Origin of the sequence: Flavobacterium sp. 245 (genome assembly GCF_004362055.1) — a bacterium.
In the GTDB taxonomy this organism is placed as follows: Bacteria; Bacteroidota; Bacteroidia; order Flavobacteriales; family Flavobacteriaceae; genus Flavobacterium.
The window spans coordinates 150,515-167,971 of sequence record NZ_SNXB01000010.1 but is presented as its reverse complement, the minus strand read 5'-3'; the positions used below and the strand labels follow the sequence as shown (position 1 = coordinate 167,971).

The following is a 17,457-nucleotide window of genomic DNA, read 5'->3' as shown; positions in this document are numbered from 1 at the left end:
GCAAATACAATCCAGCCAAAAAATTGCTGACTCGCTAACTTAACCAAAAACTGTAAATATCCAGTAATTATGAAAAAAAGTTTACTTGCTTTGCTATGTGTACTTACTTTTTTAGAAGCAAAGGCACAAAATTCCAATTGGGTATATGACTTTGGCACTAACCTCGCCGCGCCATACACATCTGCTACTTATAGATCCACTTATTTACCCGCGCCATTGACTGGTGGCGGAAATGCGGGTGTAAGGGCCTCTTCGACTACCGAAGGCTTCGTTGAACTGACCTCTTCCGGTTTAGCCGGCGGCACTGGAGCCGAACTTAAAATGACCAGTGGTACTACTGTATCTGGTGCAAAATTTGGGTTGGCTCCTTTTACAGCTACTACTGTTGCCAGTTTTGAATGCAAGATCAATATCAGCTCAGGAACTAACGGCAGATTCTTATTGTATTTTGGTAACGGCAGCAATTTTACCAGTGCTAGCGGATTAAGTTTACCACAAACATTTGCCGCATTACGGCTATCCCCTTCAGCGACTGCTGTTAGTCTCGAATGGCTTTCATCCGCTACAAGTCCCAACTATACAACAACCGGACTTTCTCAAACTACACTTAATAAAAATCAGGTTTACACACTGAAGTTTTTTATGAACAACAGTTCCAGTACAGCATCCTATATCACTGGAGGTGGCACAACGGCAACAACACATAGCCTTCCCGCAGGAACTTTTGATATTTGGATTGACGATATAAAAGTACTTACCAATGCTGATCCCGGAACAGGTTTGCTACCGCAGGGAACTACAATTAATGGAATGAATTTACTGAATGTGGGAGCAGGTTCATCGGCACCAGTAATTTATATTGATGACATCAGTTATTCCAATTTTTTAATAGCTTCACCTCCGCCACCTCCGCCTACTGTCACTGGTACAATTCTTTATGTTAATTATGAAAACGGAGCTACGAATTCCGGCTTCACAGGTATTGATGTTACACACGCTACCGCACCAGATGCCGCTTTTATGGTGCCCGGGTATACTAGTACCTACGGCATAGGGCATACTGTAAAAATGGGAAACCCTGCCTACGAATCTGACGGTGGTCAACGCAGTGAATCTTCTACCGTTGACGCATATCAATTTTTTCCCGGAGAAGAACGACGCTATGAAGTAAGCTTTAAAATGAAGGACTGGCCTGCCTGGACTTCTACAGATCCGCTTTACGGCGTAGTTCTATTTCAGCTAAAAATGAGCGATGGTGTGGGCGAGCCGTTAAGGGTGATTGCACAGCGAAACGGCATTGAAAGCAAAAGAGATATACGAAATGCCAATGGCGATGCGATAACAACTTCTACTCCATTAGTGGATGATTTCCGTAATTATGCAAATGATTGGATTCACTTACGCATTGATGTAAAGTGGACTACCAATGCTACCGGTTACATCAAGATATATACAAAACTACCGGGAGAGCAGGATTATAGCCTTAAAGACCAGTCTGAAAACATTGTAACTTTTGTGAGCCAATCGGCAGGAAATATTGGCTACTTAAAATGGGGAGTTTATACGCGAGCCGGAAACCCGGGAGAGTCATTAGAAGGTAATACTACACTTACTTTTACAGCCCATCATGACAATATAAAAGTGTTTGAGCTTAACAATACCAGTACTGCTACCGCTCTTTGGAATAACACTATTACAGACAATAATCCGGCTTATCTGCCGGCCCCATATTCTCCTGCTAACGATGTCGTAACAGCCAATGTAGTATCTAACAGCACTTCGCCCAGCTCAGATTTTTCCCGTAACACACTAACGCCCACCGGCGGCACTACCCTTAGTGGCAGATATTTATTGGGTGGATGGGCAACAGGTTCAGCTGCTACGCCCAGCCCGTTTGATCCTACTCAGTATTATGAATTTAAAATCGCTCCAAAACCAGGCCACCAGCTTACCCTTAAAAGCATGACATTTAATTGGAGAACTGCAGGCGCTACAAATTCCAACACTTACGTATTGCGCTCCAGTCTCGACAATTTTACCAGCAATATTTCGGCACCGGTTACTGTAAGCGATGATGCTGCTAATACAAGTAATTTTGGAAATAACTCTATTTATGATCTGGCTAATATTTCGACAAACTCCGAAATAACTTTTAGAATGTATTGGTATGGAGCTACTAATGCTGGCAGTCTTGTAGGGATTGACAATTTCGCTTTTAATGGTAGTGTTTTGGCGGTAGAATCAAACTTGAAAATACAGACAAAAAACAATCTAGCAAAAAATACAGATAATGCCGTTTGTACTTATACTGTACAAGGCAATGAATTTGATGCAACGGCTACCGACAACTGCGACAACATTGCGTACAGTTATGTGTTAAGCGGCGCGACAACAGCTACCGCAACAGGTTCATTAGCAAATAAAATCTTTAATAAAGGGGTTACCACAGTTACCTGTACAGCAACCGATGCATGTGGCAGCAGTTCTACTTCGTATACAGTTACCGTTACTGATATTGAAAAACCAGTCTTTACTGCACCAACTCCAATCACAGTCAGTAATGATAAAAATCAGTGCGGTGCTGCAGTAGTTTTACCTCAACCAATAGTTACTGATAACTGCGCTGTAGCAAGTATTACTAACAATGCTCCTGCTTTATTCCCTAATGGTACAACAACCGTAACCTGGACCGCTACAGATGAAAATGGTAACACAGCTACAACTCCACAAACAGTAACTGTAACTGATACAGAAACTCCAACAATAAACTCAACTGCATCTGTTACTCTTTGTTATGAAGCAAGCGGGAATTATACAATTCCTTTGGCAACAGCCACAGATAATTGCGCTATGACTACTATTGCTTACGTAATTACAGGCGCAACCACAAGAAGCGGAAATGGATTGGATGCAAGCGGAAATTTTAATGTAGGAACGTCTACAATAATATGGACAGTAACTGACAACTCGGGAAATAGTAATACCGCTATAACTACAGTTACCATTAACAATATAATTTCTGTTAGCATTGCCGATGTATATGCCGTAAATCCAGGTGGAAATGCAAATACAATTTATTTAGGTTATGGTCCTTCTTCATTAACACTGAACGCTACACCTTCAAACGGAACAAGCCCCTTTACCTATTTATGGAGCAACGGAGCGACAACAAATACGATTTCAGTAAATCCTTCAACAGCAGGAATTCACGATTACAATGTTGTAATTACAGATGCTTTAGGCTGTTCAGCTTCAATTACAAAACAAATAAAAGTTGTTACTGTTTCTTGTGCTTCTAAAAAAGTAACGATATGCCATAATAATAACAGTCTTTGTATTTCGACTAATGCTGTTTCAGCGCATTTAGCTCATGGTTGTTATTTGGGTGATTGTGAAAGTACTTTAGGCTCAGGCAAGATAAACAATGCTTCAATAACAAAACAAATTGAAGATTTTATAGTACTTGCAGCGCCCAATCCAACGAGAACCGAATTTCAAATAAACATTATGGGAGGAGATAATAGTGAAGATATTCTCATCAATATATTTGATATTTTAGGAAGAAAAATAAATACACTAAAATCAAATTACACATCGTCTATAGCATTAGACGCTAAGCTAAGTCCGGGAATATATCTTGCAGAAATACATAACGGAACCAATACAAAAACAATTAAATTAGTAAAACAGTAATGCAATTTTTACTTTTTTAACGAACACATAAAGACTTAAGAAGCTATTTTTGATATCAAAAATAGCTTCTTGTTTATATAAAAAAACAAATACTATATTTTAATTAACATCTAATGATCAATCTAAAAACAACTTCAGTATTACTTCTTATGCTAATGACGGTTTGTCTGACCAAGGCACAAGAAGCAAAAATAAAAAAAGAAAGTTTTGATGCTATCAATCTTAATTACCCTGGTTTAGAAAAAGTGAACAAACTCTATACGTCCGGTAAATACGATGATGCAGCAAAAACATTATTAGACTATTATCGAAATAGAAAAAACATCAAACATCCTGAATTTAACATAGGTGACGAGGCCAGTTTTAAAGGAAAAGATATTGGAAAAGCCAATCAGGAAAAAGCTGACAATGCCTTATTACATAAATTTCAACCTCAAAAAGGGTATGGTTTTTACGATTATGGTAAAGATATTAACTGGGAATACTGGCCTGTAAAAGACAATGAGGTACGCTGGCAACTTCATCGCGTAACATGGTGGCAGCCAATGGGAATAGCGTATCGCAGTACAGGCGACGAAAAATATGCGAAAGAATGGATTTTTCAATTTAACGATTGGGAAGCCAAAAATCCATTGGGTAAATCGCAAGAAAACGACAGCTATGCCTGGCGTCCGCTAGAAGTTTCTGATCGTATACAGAGCCTGCCGGGTACCTTTAATCTATTTGTGAATTCACCAAATTTTACGCCGTCCTTTTTGCTTGACTTTTTAAACCTGTACAACAAAGAGGTAGCTTATATTACACAATATTATACCAAAGATGGTAATCATTTATTATTTGAAGCACAACGCGTTTTGGGTGCCGGAGCTATTTTCCCTGAGTTTAAACTGGCCGAAAACTGGCGTAAAAGTGGTATCGAAATACTTACTACAGAAATTAAAAAACAAGTTTATCCTGATGGCGTTCAGTTTGAACTTTCGCCAGTATACCATGTAGCGAGTATCGATATTTTTCTAAAAGCCTACAATTCGGCAAAACTCGCTGGCGTTGAAAAAGAATTTCCGGACAGTTATGTTAAAACGATCGAAAATATGATGGTGGCAATAACAAAAATATCTTTTCCTGATTACAACAATCCTATGTTTGGTGATTCCTGGGTGCAGGAAAAATCTTCGAGGTTAAAGCAATTTCAAAGCTGGTCAAATGTGTTTCCAAATAATCAGATTATAAAATATTTTGCTACAGACGGTAGAGAAGGTGCAATTGATTTCTTATCAACAGCATTGCCAGACGCAGGTTTCTATACTTTCCGTAACGGATGGGATGCTAAATCGACTGTATTAATTTTAAAAGCCAGCCCTCCGGGTGAATTTCATGCGCAACCTGATAATGGTACTTTTGAACTGTTTGTGAAAGGCCGCAATTTTACACCAGATACAGGTTGCTACATTTATAGTGGTGATGCCGAAGTAACTAAGATGAGAAATTGGTTCCGTCAGACGAACGGTCACTCGACATTGACATTGGACAATCAGAATATGGTCATTACCAAAGCGGAGCAAAACAAGTGGAAAACCAGTAAAAATCTGGATCTACTTACCTATACAAATCCAAGTTATATGGATTTGAATCACCAGCGTTCTGTTCTTTTTATTGATGAGAAATATTTTGTGATTATTGACAAAGCCATTGGTTCGGCGAAAGGAAATCTAGGTATTCATTTTCAATTAAAAGAAGACAGTAAGCCCGTTTTTGACAAAGCCAATAATAAAGTTTATACGACTTATGCAGACGGTAATAATCTTTTGATTCAATCTTTAAATTCGGATAAAGTAACACTGAATGAAGAAGAAGGAAAAGTATCGTATGCCTATGCAAAAGAAATCGCCAGACCTGCTTTTGTTTTCGAAAAAACAAAAAGCGACCCTACAACACAACAATTCATAACTGTACTATATCCATTTAACGGAAATAAAGCGCCAGAAATAAGTATTAAACCAAATACAGATAATGATTTTGAAAACGGAAATATTAGTTTAAACATTATCATTGATGGCAAAAAAAGTGACATAAAAACGACACTGAAAGAGTAAGTAATTTTTCTTTTACAGTTACTACAGACGCTTAAAAGTTTTCTTTTAGGCGTCTTTTTTTATCATCAAATTCTCTTAACCCGATTTACAGATTGCTTTTCTGTACTTCATTTCAATTAGTTTAAAATCCACTTGGCAATTTCAACTTTAATTTTATCAGTTTTATCTGAAAAAGAAAAAAGGAACAGATCCTTTTCGGACTTGATTTCATCAAAAATTACATCGTTTTCGTTAACAATTTACTGGCTTTAATTTAACTTTTATCAAACACAAAATATTTCAGAACAGCTCAGTAAAAACAACACTTTCTTTATAAAAAACAAACCAACAAAACAGCACAAAAGCCTGATTTCAAAGGGGGTTCTAATAATTATTAAAGCATTATTAATCAAAATCAATAGTTATTTGGACGTTTTCAAAACTCTTCTGCAGAGTCGATTTATATATTTGTTTTTATTAAAATCAAAAAAAACATGACCAATCCAAAAAAAATGAACCGAAATGAACAGAATCTTTTTTTGTTTACGAGACGAAAAATTCCCCAGCCCCTTTTGCAAGTTAATTTATTGTTATAATTTTCTCCGCTAACAAAATTGAACAATTGATAAAATGAAAATGACAAGTACCATTTTATCAATTCTATTTCAAAAATAGTTTTGAAATTTAGCTCATAATCTTGCCGAAATCATTTGATCAATATCATTTGGTAATACAACAAGAAAGCGGACAATTTATTTGACAAGACGAAAACTAAACTTAAATAATATCAATTAGGAATAAGATCGCAATTATTTCAATTTAAAAAAAATTATGAAAAGGACTATATTTTTATTTTTACTGCTTACCGCTTGTACAGTTATGTATGGTCAGGATATTATTACCATAAAGGGTGTAGTAACTGATGCGCAAAACATGCCAATGCCAGGAGCAACAGTTTCTGAAAAAGGAACTAAAAACAGTACTACTACTTCGATAGATGGTGAATATCAAATCAAAGTAAAATCTAATGCTACATTGGTGTTCTCTTACCTGGGAACAAAATCGAAAGAAGAACAGATTAAAGGCCGAACAACTATAGACACAAAATTACTGGACGACACCAATAATCTGGATGAGGTAGTTGTAGTGGGTTACGGTACCAAAACGAGAAAAAACCTTACTGGAGCGATATCTTCTATAAAAGGGGATGAATTAGCAAAAATTCCGGTGCAAAACGTTGCTCAGGCTTTGCAGGGTCGTATCGCCGGTATGCAGGTGACAATGCCTGACGGAACTCCGGGCGCTCAACCTTCATTGAGAATTAGAGGAGGAACTTCAATCACTCAAAGCAACGAACCTTTGTACGTAGTTGACGGTGTAGCACAAACGGGCGGTTTAGCTTTTTTAGATGGAATGGATATTGAGTCTATGGATGTATTAAAAGATGCTTCATCTACCTCTATTTATGGTGCTCAGGGAGCAAATGGAGTTATTTTGGTTACTACTAAAAAACCTAAAGGAGAAAAACTTACTTTAAGTTATGATACGTATGGTGGTATCAAAACCATTGCTAAAGAGATTCCGGTTATGAATCCATATCAATATGTTCAGTTAATGTACGAAGGCGTACTTGATGATCCGGCAAGATTACAGAAATTTGAGAATAATTTTGGGACATTTAATGAACTGGAAGGACTTTATAAAAACAGAGCAGGAGTTAATTGGCAAGATGAAGTTTTTGGAAATGCAGTAGAAAGCCAATATCATAAAATTAGTATTAGTGGTGGAGAGAGCGATACTAAATACAACGCTTTTTATTCTGTTAACAATGATCAGGGGATTATGATAGGAAGTGGTTCTGTAAAAAACATTGCAAAACTAGCTGTAACAAACAATGTAAGCAAAAAATTTACTGTAACTGCCATTGTCAATTATTCAAGTCAAAAAATAACAGGTTTATCTACCCAGGAAGGCGGAAATACCAGATTGAACATGTTGCAGAATTTACTTCAGTACAGACCAACAATTGGAAAAAACGGATCTGATGAAGATCTTAAATATTTAGTGGTAGATCCTTTAGACAATCAATCTTCCCCAACATTTCAAAGTCCGCTTATTACGATTGAAAGTCAAAAAAGAGAAGCTGTTAACCGATCTCTTAATATGAGCATGCAGTTGCAATATAACATTACCCCGGACTTAGTTTACCGTGGTTTAGTTAGTTACACTGACAATAGCGATAAAAGCAAATATTTTAACGATGCTACCGGTATTCAGGCGATCAGAAGCGGGGGACCAAACGGAGGAGTTACACACAATATTTCGACCCGTTTAAATTACAATAACGTTTTAACGTACAGCAAAGCTTTTGGAGCAGACCACAAATTTGATGCAACGGTTGGACAGGAGTATATTTATAATTATGCTGAAGGAATTACAGCGACAGCTTCTGCTTTTCCCGGCGTTAATTTAGGTTGGGACAAATTACAACTGGGAACTATTGCCGGAATTCCGACAACATTTGCTGAAGATGATAAATTGCTGTCATTTTTCGGAAAAGCAAATTATTCCTTTAAAAACAGGTATTTATTCTCTGCCAGTTTAAGAGCTGATGGATCTTCAAAATTCGGAACTGAAAATCAATGGGGATATTTCCCTTCTGCCTCTGCCGCCTGGCGTATAATTGAGGAAAATTTCATGAGAAGTGTACCTGTTTTCTCTGATTTGAAACTTCGTTTGAGTTATGGTGAAGCCGGAAACAACCGAATTGCCAATTATGCTGCATTAGGTATTTTCAATTCAGGATCTTATCCGCTAAACAATCAGGTAAATATTACCGCTTTTCAAAATACCCTACCTAATCCTTACTTGAAATGGGAAGCTACAAAATCGACCAACATTGGTTTTGATTTAGGACTCTTTAAACAAAGAATTTCCCTTACAACAGAATTGTATGACAACCGTTCTAAAGATTTACTTTATAACACGCGTGTTCCGGCAAGTTCAGGTTTCAAAAAACAATTTCAGAATATTGGCTCAACTTCTAACAAAGGAATTGAATTCACTTTAAATACGGTGAATATCAAAAATGATAATTTTATTTGGAATACCACTTTTAATATTGCTTTTAATAAGACAAAAGTACTTAGCTTAAGTGAAGGCGAAACGTCATTAATAACCAATAGCTATACAGATAAAAGCGATTACATTTTACAGGTAGGAAAACCAGTAGGAACTATGTATGGTTATGTTCGTGATGGTTTATATCAGGTAAGCGATTTTGATTATAATTCGACACTTAACACTTATACTTTAAAATCAGGCGTAGTTAGCGACAATCTTGTCGTGCAACCCGGATTTATAAAATTTAAAGATATAAATGGCCCAAATGGAGTGCCTGATGGCGTGATCAATGATTTGGACAGAACAACTATTGGAGATGCAAATCCGAAATACACAGGAGGTTTAAACAATACTTTTAGTTATAAAGGAATAGATCTAAGTGTATTCCTTGATTTTACGGTAGGAAATGATATTTACAATGCCAACACGCTGAACAACTCAAGACTTAATTTTGAAAACCTAAATTCATTATCCATCTATGCTGACAGATGGACTACTATTAATGCAGCCGGACAACGCGTAACAAATCCTGATGAATTGGCAGCTTTAAATGTGGGTAAAACCAATCCGGTTTATAATGGTAATGCAACTGGTCGTTTGTACAGTGATATTATTGAAGACGGTTCATTTTTGAGAATCAATAATATAAGCCTTGGTTATACATTACCGAAAGAATGGCTGAAAAAATCTAAAATCTCAAATTTGAGAATTTATTTTACAGCTTATAATTTATATACGTTTACGAAGTATACTGGTTACGATCCGGAAGTAAGTGTTCTTAATAACGCCATAACAAGAGGAGTTGACTTTAGTGCTTATCCAAGAAGTAAATCTTTTGTTACAGGCTTAAATATTTCACTATAATTTTAAAGTTTCGAAAAATGAAAAAATATATATTTTCCCGCAGAGCCCTTATTGCAGCTGGTATTGCCTGTCTCTTATTGCCTCTTAATTCCTGTGATAAAGAATTAGAAGTTACACCCTACTCGTACTTTACAACAGCCAACTTTTTTTCTAATGCACAAGAAGCTTACATGGCCACTTTAGGAGTATATGAATCAATGTCGTCTCTTGATACTTATGGTTATAACATCCCTTTAATTTTTGATGCTGATACTGATATTAGTCAATTGAGTGGTGTAGGTGCTGATGAATGGCGTTTGATTGCACATTATCAGGGAATTTCTCAAACCGCAATATTTTACAACGTTTGGAGCAAATTATACGAAGGAATCGACAGAGCAAATGTTGTGATTGAAAGAATTCCTCAAATGGAATTGTACAAAAACGGAACCCAAACACAACAAGAGCAATTGAACCGATTTATTGGTGAAGCAAAATTTTTGCGCGGTTTCTATTATTCTGAACTTGTCCGTCTTTGGGGCGATGTTCCATTCAAAACAAAAAGTTCACAATCTGGTGATAATCTGAAAGGTGGTTTAGTAGATCGTCAGGAAATTTACACCCAGATTATAAAAGATATGGAGGAAGCTGCTGTTGTATTACCGGCAGAAACACCTTCGGATGAACGCATTAATAAATGGGCTGCCAAAGCCATGTTAGCCAGAATTGCATTGTTTGCCGGAGGATATTCTTTAAGTCCGGACGGAACTATGAAACGTCCTGCTAATTACAAAGAGTATTACAAATTGGCACAGGAAAAAATCAATGAGGTTATGGCCCAAAATCCATACAAGCTGAATGCGTCCTATGCTAAAGTTTTTAAAAATCAATGTCAACACGTTTTAGAACCTACTGAAAACATCTTTCAGGTAGCTTTTTACAATCCTGCAGGAACATTAGGAAATGCTTCATGGGTCGGTTATTTTAATGGACCGCTTACTGCAGCTGGTGTATATCCAAATTCAATCGGGAGATGTTTAGTTCCAAAACCATTTTATAATACTTTTAATACGGGCGATCAGCGAAGAGATTTTTCTATTGCAACTTATTCTATCAATAATGTTGGAAATAAATTACCACTTGTAACTGCCAGACAGGATGAAGCCTGGACAGCAGCCAAATGGAGTCGTGAATATCAAACTAATTCAACGCTCGAAAGACAATATACGCATATCAATTGGGTAGTAATGCGCTATTCTGATTTGTTATTGATGCGTGCTGAAGTTGAAAATGAGTTAAACGAAGGTCCAAATCCAGTTGCTTATGACGCTGTCAATCAAGTACGAAAAAGAGGTTTTGGAGCAGATATCGCGGGCAGCAGAATTGCTGTTGACATTGTAAATAAAGGTACCGGATACGCCAATGCAGCAAATGTTGTTATACAAATTACCGGCGGTGGTGGTAGCGATGCATCTGCAGCGGTGGTAACGCTTGCAAGTGGTGGTATTAGCGCAATCACGATGTTACGTTCTGGAGATGGTTATACTTCTGTACCAACAGTAACTATTACAACTACAGATGGTAAAGGTTCCGGAGCAACAGCAGTAGCACGAATTTTACCTAAACCTACGGCTGCCGAAATGAATTTGCCAACAGGACTAAGTAAAATTGATTTTCTTAAGGCAATTCAACAAGAAAGAGCCTGGGAACTTTCCGGAGAAGGTATGCGCAGAGCCGATTTAATTCGATGGGGAATTTTATCCGATAAAATAACCGAAACTAATGCGGCTGTAAAACTTATTCGTTCCAATTATTTTTATCCGGCAATTACCAATTTTGTTGCGGGTAAACATGAATTATATCCATTTCCACAAAATGAAACAGATGTAAACAAGTCGATCACACGCCAGAATCCAAAATATTAGCAAATCAATTAACTAAATGTTTTTTACAAAATTATGAAGAAGATAGTATTAGTATTCAGTTTACTATTAATAGCTACCACTACGTTTGCACAGGACAAACCTAAAGACATGAAAGTACTGCGAGATTCAATCTTTACAGTCATGAAACTAAGCAAGGTCAACAGACAAAAAATGCACGACCTGATTGCTGAAAACGGAAAAGGTCAAAAGGCTATTAAAGATGATCCTGCACTATTTTATGATCAAAGACAAGAAAAATTAGCAATCTGGAAAAAAGATATTACTGCAAAAGAAAAAGCAATTTTAACGCCTGCACAATTTCAAACATGGCGTGATTTTGGAAAATCTTTGAGTGATAAAACGAAATAATAATAGTTGTCATTTAAAAGAAACAAAATAAATGATTGAATATTATTTAGAATTGAATAAGTTTATGGACATTAATGCAGAACTATGTTCTGCATTAACTGTTTATAAGAGAAAGAAATAATAAAATAAATTACCATTATGATTACTTTAAACGATACACCAATTTCAAAATCATACGCAATCGGAATAGATATTGGTGGTACTTCACTTAAATGTGGTGTTGTTGATGAACTGGGAGAAATCTTATTTTCCTTTATAGTATCCTTAAAAGATGCCAAAACCGAAGCTGAAATTATAAGCTTAATGGTCAACGCGATAACACAATGTACAGATCAATTAAAAAAACCTATTGTAGGTATCGGAATTGGTTTTCCTGGTCTTATTGAAGAGGATGTTATTATTGGTGGAGGCGTGAATTTGCCTGGTTTTGAACAATTGCCATTGGGTAAAATTCTAAAAGATTTAACCGGGCATAATATTGTAATTGATAACGATGCCAACCTAATGGGACTTGCCGAATTAATTTACGGCGCAGCTAAAGATAGTACTGATGCTGTTTTTCTAACCATTGGTACAGGTATTGGCGGCGCTATTATGATTAATAAAAAACTTTATAGCGGCTATAAAAATCGTGGCGGTGAATTAGGACATACTGTAATTCAGCAAAATGGCATGTTGTGCAATTGTGGTGGACGAGGTTGTCTGGAAACTTATGCATCGGTTACAGCATTAATCAATTATTACAAAACTCAAAATCCTTCATCAGAAGAAAACATTGACGGCAAAACTATCATCAAAAAATATCTGTCAGGAGAAGATCATGCCCTCAACACCATGCAACATCATTTTGATTATTTAGCTGCCGGTATTGTAAACTTTGTAAATATATTTAGTCCTCAAAAAGTAATTATTGGTGGAGGAATTAGTGAAGCGGGTCAGTTTTATATTGATGAACTAACAAAAAGAGTAAAAACCTTTGCTATTCCTGTTGCTTTTGCCCACAGTACTATAGTAGCGGCAGATTTAGGCAACAAAGCCGGATTGTTAGGTGCTTGTGCCATTGCTTTTCAAAAATTTAAAGTTTAGATTTTCAATACAATTAAACTTTGAAAGAATTATTTTATCAATTATAAATCTATTACTTTAAATACTTGAATAATAGCGCTCAAATCAACCGTTATTAAAGGTTTTAGCTAAAATTAATATCATTTTGAACAAATTCAAAACTCTACAAAAATATTGATGATTACATTCGTTTTGAATTTATATCCTTTACCCAACCGAAAACAATTTATTAAAATTAGGTAGCTATGATGTTTCAAAAAAACATATTGATTTTGTGTCTGTTGAGCTTATTTAATACTCCGTTATTAACCAGTGCACAAACCAATTCTCGTCCTAATATCCTTATAATCATGACCGATCAGCAAACTGCTGATGCCATGAGTATTGCCGGTAACAAAGATTTGCATACACCTGCAATGGATAAACTGGCACAAAACGGAGTTCGTTTTACAAAAGCTTATTGTGCGCAGCCATTATGTTCGCCATCGCGTTCTGCCATAATGAGTGGAAAAATGCCTTTTGAAACAGGTTTTATTGGCAATGCACCAGAAAAAGACGGTCAATGGCCGGAAGATCTCCTAATGATGGGGAAAATTTTTCAAAACGGAGGTTACAAAACTGGTTATGTAGGCAAATGGCATTTACCTGTTCCTGCTACCAAAGAAAGCCAACATGGTTTTGAATTCATTGAAAATACCAATTTTCTGGATTATAATGATGCAGCGACGCCTTCTTTTTGCGCTCGATTTATTAAAGAAAATAAAAATACCCCTTTTCTTCTTGTAGCTTCTTTTTTAAATCCGCATGATATTTGCGAATGGGCACGCGATGAAGATTTAAAAATGGATGTTTTAAAAGATGCACCGCCTCCAGATCAATGTCCGGCACTGCCTGCCAATTGGCAGATTCCTGCTAATGAACCTAAAATTGTTCGCGATCAGCAAAAAACAGTTGGCCTGCGCACCTATCCTTCCGTAAATTACAGCCCTGAAAAATGGCGTCAATATCGTTGGGCTTATAACCGATTAGTTGAAAAAGTAGACAGCTATATAGAAATGGTACTGGCATCGCTTAAAAAGTATGGTATCGAAAAAAAAACCATTATCATTTTTACTGCAGATCATGGTGACGGTTATGCAGGGCACAGTTGGAACCAGAAGCAAATTTTATACGAAGAAGCGGCCAGAATACCTTTCATCATTTCGAAAATCGGCGAATGGAAACCAAGAACTGACGATTTGTTAGTTTGCAACGGAACAGATATCATTCCAACTATTTGCGGTTTTACCGGAGTTGCAAAACCAGCTAATTTAAAAGGAATTGACATTAGCAAAAAAATAGAAAATCCCCAAGAAAAACTACGGGATACTTTGGTCATCGAAACTGATTTTGCCGATAACGAAGAACTCTTAAACATAAGTGGACGCGCCGTAATTACAAAAGATTATAAATACATCGTTTACAATAAAGGCGAACTAAAAGAACAGCTTTTCAATTTAACAACAGATCCGGGCGAAATGACAAATCTGGCGGTAAACAGATCTTACAACAAAGAATTAATAGCCATGCGTCGTTATCTAAAACAATGGTGCAAACACAATGGAGACAAATTCAATTCAGGATTATAATCCGATTAAAAGAAAAAATATCATGATCAATAAAAAAATATTTGTCTTATTCTTATCCATTATAACGCTTCATACTTTCGGTCAGCAAACTTCTGCTACAATAAAACTGACTGCAGAAAAGCTACATTCAAGAGTGCGTGAATGGCCTTATCCAGTAAACGGAATTACTGTGCCAACCAATGCTCCTGCCCTGCTTTGGCCAGCAACAAATGGTAAGGAAATGATAAAACCCATGGAAAGTGGTAGTGAAGTTCCTGAAGATCCCAACATTGGCAATGTCCGCTATAAAATAATGTTGGCAAGCGATACAAATTTTACTAAAGATTTGCTTACTAGTTCTGAACAGCGTTGGGCGGTTTATCCGTTGCATCAGGCACTAAAATCTGGAAAATGGTACTGGAAATATGCTTGCGCTTTAAAAGGCAGTAATCAATGGACATGGTCATCCGTTTACGATTTTGTGGTCGATGCAAAATATGCTGATCAAAAAGTATCTCCGCTAATAACTGAAGTTCTCAAAAGAAACGAAGGTTCACATCCTCTTTTATGGGACATGAACCGTATTGGCGAAGACTTTTATCGCAATAATCTGGAAAATCCGGAAGCTAAAAAATTTATCGCTTTCGCGGAAAAGTTAATGCTTGCTCCTCTTCCAACCGAGCAACCACAACGAGTTATTGATACAACAGGAAAAACTAAGCTAGAGAAAAAAATTATAGTCGAAAGAATGTATCATGGTTTTGGTGATGCTGTTGGTAATCCGGTTCGTAATTTATGTATCGCTTATCAATTAACGAAAGACAAACGTTTTATTTTGGATGCCAAACGTAGAGCCTTAAATATTGCCAATATGAATCCGGACGGATTAGCAACTGGCGACGATTTTACAAGCGGCGCTGTACTTGAAGCGCTTGGTTGGTTTTATGATGCAGGATATGAATTTTTAACGCCAGAAGAAAAAGGAATATTCAAAAACATCATTACCATTAGAGCTCGAAGAGTTTATGATCATCTACCGAATCGTTTTGAACTGCATGTAAGTGATAATCACGTTTGGCAAATCACCTTACGCAACTTAGCAATTGCAACAGTAGCTGTAATCAATGATGTTCCCGAAGCCAAAGAATGGCTTACTTATATGTATGAAGTTTGGTCAGCACGCTTTCCTGTATTGGGAACAACAGACGGCGGGTGGCATGAAGGTAATGGCTATTTCAGGGTAAATTTTAAATCGATTATATACTTGTCACAAATGTTTGGTGATTTTAGTGGCGTCGATTATTTCAAATTACCATGGATGGAAAACCTTCCATATTATATGTTATATACCCATCCAAACGGTGCTGCAAGTACTGCTATTGGTGATATGTGGGAAAATATTCCCTACATCGTAAAGGGTGAAGCCTGGTTTGCAGATGCACTTACTTACAAAATGAACAATCCGTATTTAAACTGGTATGTTGAAGGTATAAAAAAAGAATATCCAGCTTATTACCACGGTACCGACGATTTCTTATTTTTCAGATTACTGAACTATAAACCAAATAGAAATTTACCTGCCTCTTCTCCTTCGAACTTACCTAAAACCCGCAAATTTGGAGATGTAGGAGTTGTAGCCATGCACGAAGATTTGGCTAATGCCAATAAAACCTTAAGCAGTTATTTGTTCAGTAGTCCGTTTGGTTCTTCAGGCCATGGTCATGCTTCGCAAAATGCTTTTACTATCAATTATAAAGGAAAAGTAATCTTTGGCGGAACTGGTTATTACAGCAATTTTAGCGACAAACACAATCTTTTGTATTATAGAACATCAAAAGCGTACAATACGATTTTGGCCGATAGCTTAAATCAAAAAATTGGAGAAGAAGGTTATGGCTGGATTCCGAGAGCTATCTCTGGCAAACACATCCAATATGCTTTGGGTGATGCGAGCAATGCTTATGGCGAAATTAAAAGTGATTTCTGGCTGGACAGATTCAAACAAATCAATGTTGTACCAAGCAAAGCAAATGGTTACGGAGATTCAGGAGTGACTTTGTACCGCAGGCATATGCTGCAATTAGAGGGTGGCTATATTGTGCTTTATGATGAATTAGAAGCGAAAACTCCGGTAAAATGGACTACTCAATTCCACTGTCCTTATTATACAATTGAAGCAGAAAATTCGGCGAATGCCAAACAGCAAAATTTCATTGTAAAAACTGATTTAGGAAATGTAACAGCGAGTGTTTTTGCTAATAGTCCACTAAAAATGGTGGTTCACAACAAATTCTTTGAACCTGCAGTAAACTGGAACAAGGTAACGAATGACGAAGGTCAGATCAAAGAATTTAAAGACCAATGGCATGCCGGAATCACCTCTGAAGCAAAACAAAAATTCCGATATTTAACGATTATCCAAATCAAAGATGGCAAAACAGAAGTGATTAAAACGGTTTCGAATAAAAACGGTTTATCTCATTTGCAAGTAGGAAACTGGGAAATAAAAGCGCAATTGGATGGAGAAAAACCTGTCTCATTGCAGGTTTCAGATAAAACAGTTAAATCAGTATTTAGTTATGGCGATTTATCTATTAATTTTCAAGGTAAAAATTATATTCCTAAAATTAAAGGTAGTTCAGTATTATTAGAAATGGATGGTTCAAAAGTAAACGAACAAGAAGCTGTTGATGAACTGCCGGACGTTGCTAAATATGATAAGAATTAAGAAACAAGATGTTTACTTTTTCTCTAAATTAG

8 protein-coding genes are annotated in these 17,457 nt (G+C 36.6%); all 8 read left to right on the top strand.

The window, feature by feature from the left end; genetic code table 11:
- Nucleotides 1-69: 69 nt before the first annotated feature.
- The 8 genes from EV145_RS17970 to EV145_RS17935 all read left to right on the top strand — a co-directional run bounded on the left by EV145_RS17970 (nt 70) and on the right by EV145_RS17935 (nt 17,425).
- Nucleotides 70-3,693: a heparin lyase I family protein gene (locus EV145_RS17970; RefSeq protein WP_133526572.1), complete on the top strand. Its 3,624-nt coding sequence runs from the start codon at nt 70-72 to the stop codon at nt 3,691-3,693.
- 113 nt (nt 3,694-3,806) lie between these two features.
- The gene (hepC, locus tag EV145_RS17965; protein WP_133526571.1) at nt 3,807-5,786 is read left to right on the top strand and encodes a heparin-sulfate lyase HepC; all 1,980 of its coding nucleotides are present in this window, start codon (nt 3,807-3,809) and stop codon (nt 5,784-5,786) included.
- 810 nt (nt 5,787-6,596) lie between these two features.
- On the top strand, nt 6,597-9,752 hold the full coding sequence (locus EV145_RS17960) for a SusC/RagA family TonB-linked outer membrane protein (protein ID WP_166638481.1): 3,156 nt from the start codon (nt 6,597-6,599) through the stop codon (nt 9,750-9,752).
- Between the two features lie 17 nt (nt 9,753-9,769).
- The gene (locus tag EV145_RS17955) at nt 9,770-11,656 is read left to right on the top strand and encodes a RagB/SusD family nutrient uptake outer membrane protein (RefSeq protein WP_133526570.1); all 1,887 of its coding nucleotides are present in this window, start codon (nt 9,770-9,772) and stop codon (nt 11,654-11,656) included.
- Between the two features lie 33 nt (nt 11,657-11,689).
- Entirely contained in the window at nt 11,690-12,025 is a 336-nt protein-coding gene (locus tag EV145_RS17950) for a hypothetical protein (RefSeq protein WP_133526569.1), read from the top strand.
- A 138-nt stretch (nt 12,026-12,163) separates the two neighbouring features.
- Complete coding sequence (locus EV145_RS17945) at nt 12,164-13,111, top strand: ROK family protein (protein ID WP_133526568.1); 948 nt, start codon at nt 12,164-12,166, stop codon at nt 13,109-13,111.
- 224 nt (nt 13,112-13,335) lie between these two features.
- Nucleotides 13,336-14,718 carry a sulfatase gene (locus tag EV145_RS17940; protein ID WP_133526567.1) on the top strand — a complete coding sequence of 461 codons (1,383 nt, stop codon included), beginning with the start codon at nt 13,336-13,338 and terminating at the stop codon, nt 14,716-14,718.
- The gene (locus EV145_RS17935; RefSeq protein ID WP_243739284.1) at nt 14,690-17,425 is read left to right on the top strand and encodes a DUF4962 domain-containing protein; all 2,736 of its coding nucleotides are present in this window, start codon (nt 14,690-14,692) and stop codon (nt 17,423-17,425) included. The genes EV145_RS17940 and EV145_RS17935 overlap by 29 nt, the downstream gene beginning before the upstream one ends.
- The last annotated feature ends 32 nt before the right edge of the window (nt 17,426-17,457 follow it).

Bases quoted from the DNA above. Each gene is read 5' to 3' on its own strand.
- EV145_RS17960 (WP_166638481.1), top strand. From the start codon at position 6,597: ATGAAAAGGACTATATTTTTATTTTTACTGCTTACCGCTTGTACAGTT.
- EV145_RS17970 (WP_133526572.1), top strand. From the start codon at position 70: ATGAAAAAAAGTTTACTTGCTTTGCTATGTGTACTTACTTTTTTAGAA.
- EV145_RS17950 (WP_133526569.1), top strand. From the start codon at position 11,690: ATGAAGAAGATAGTATTAGTATTCAGTTTACTATTAATAGCTACCACT.
- EV145_RS17935 (WP_243739284.1), top strand. From the start codon at position 14,690: ATGGAGACAAATTCAATTCAGGATTATAATCCGATTAAAAGAAAAAAT.
- hepC (WP_133526571.1), top strand. From the start codon at position 3,807: ATGATCAATCTAAAAACAACTTCAGTATTACTTCTTATGCTAATGACG.
- EV145_RS17940 (WP_133526567.1), top strand. From the start codon at position 13,336: ATGATGTTTCAAAAAAACATATTGATTTTGTGTCTGTTGAGCTTATTT.
- EV145_RS17955 (WP_133526570.1), top strand. From the start codon at position 9,770: ATGAAAAAATATATATTTTCCCGCAGAGCCCTTATTGCAGCTGGTATT.
- EV145_RS17945 (WP_133526568.1), top strand. From the start codon at position 12,164: ATGATTACTTTAAACGATACACCAATTTCAAAATCATACGCAATCGGA.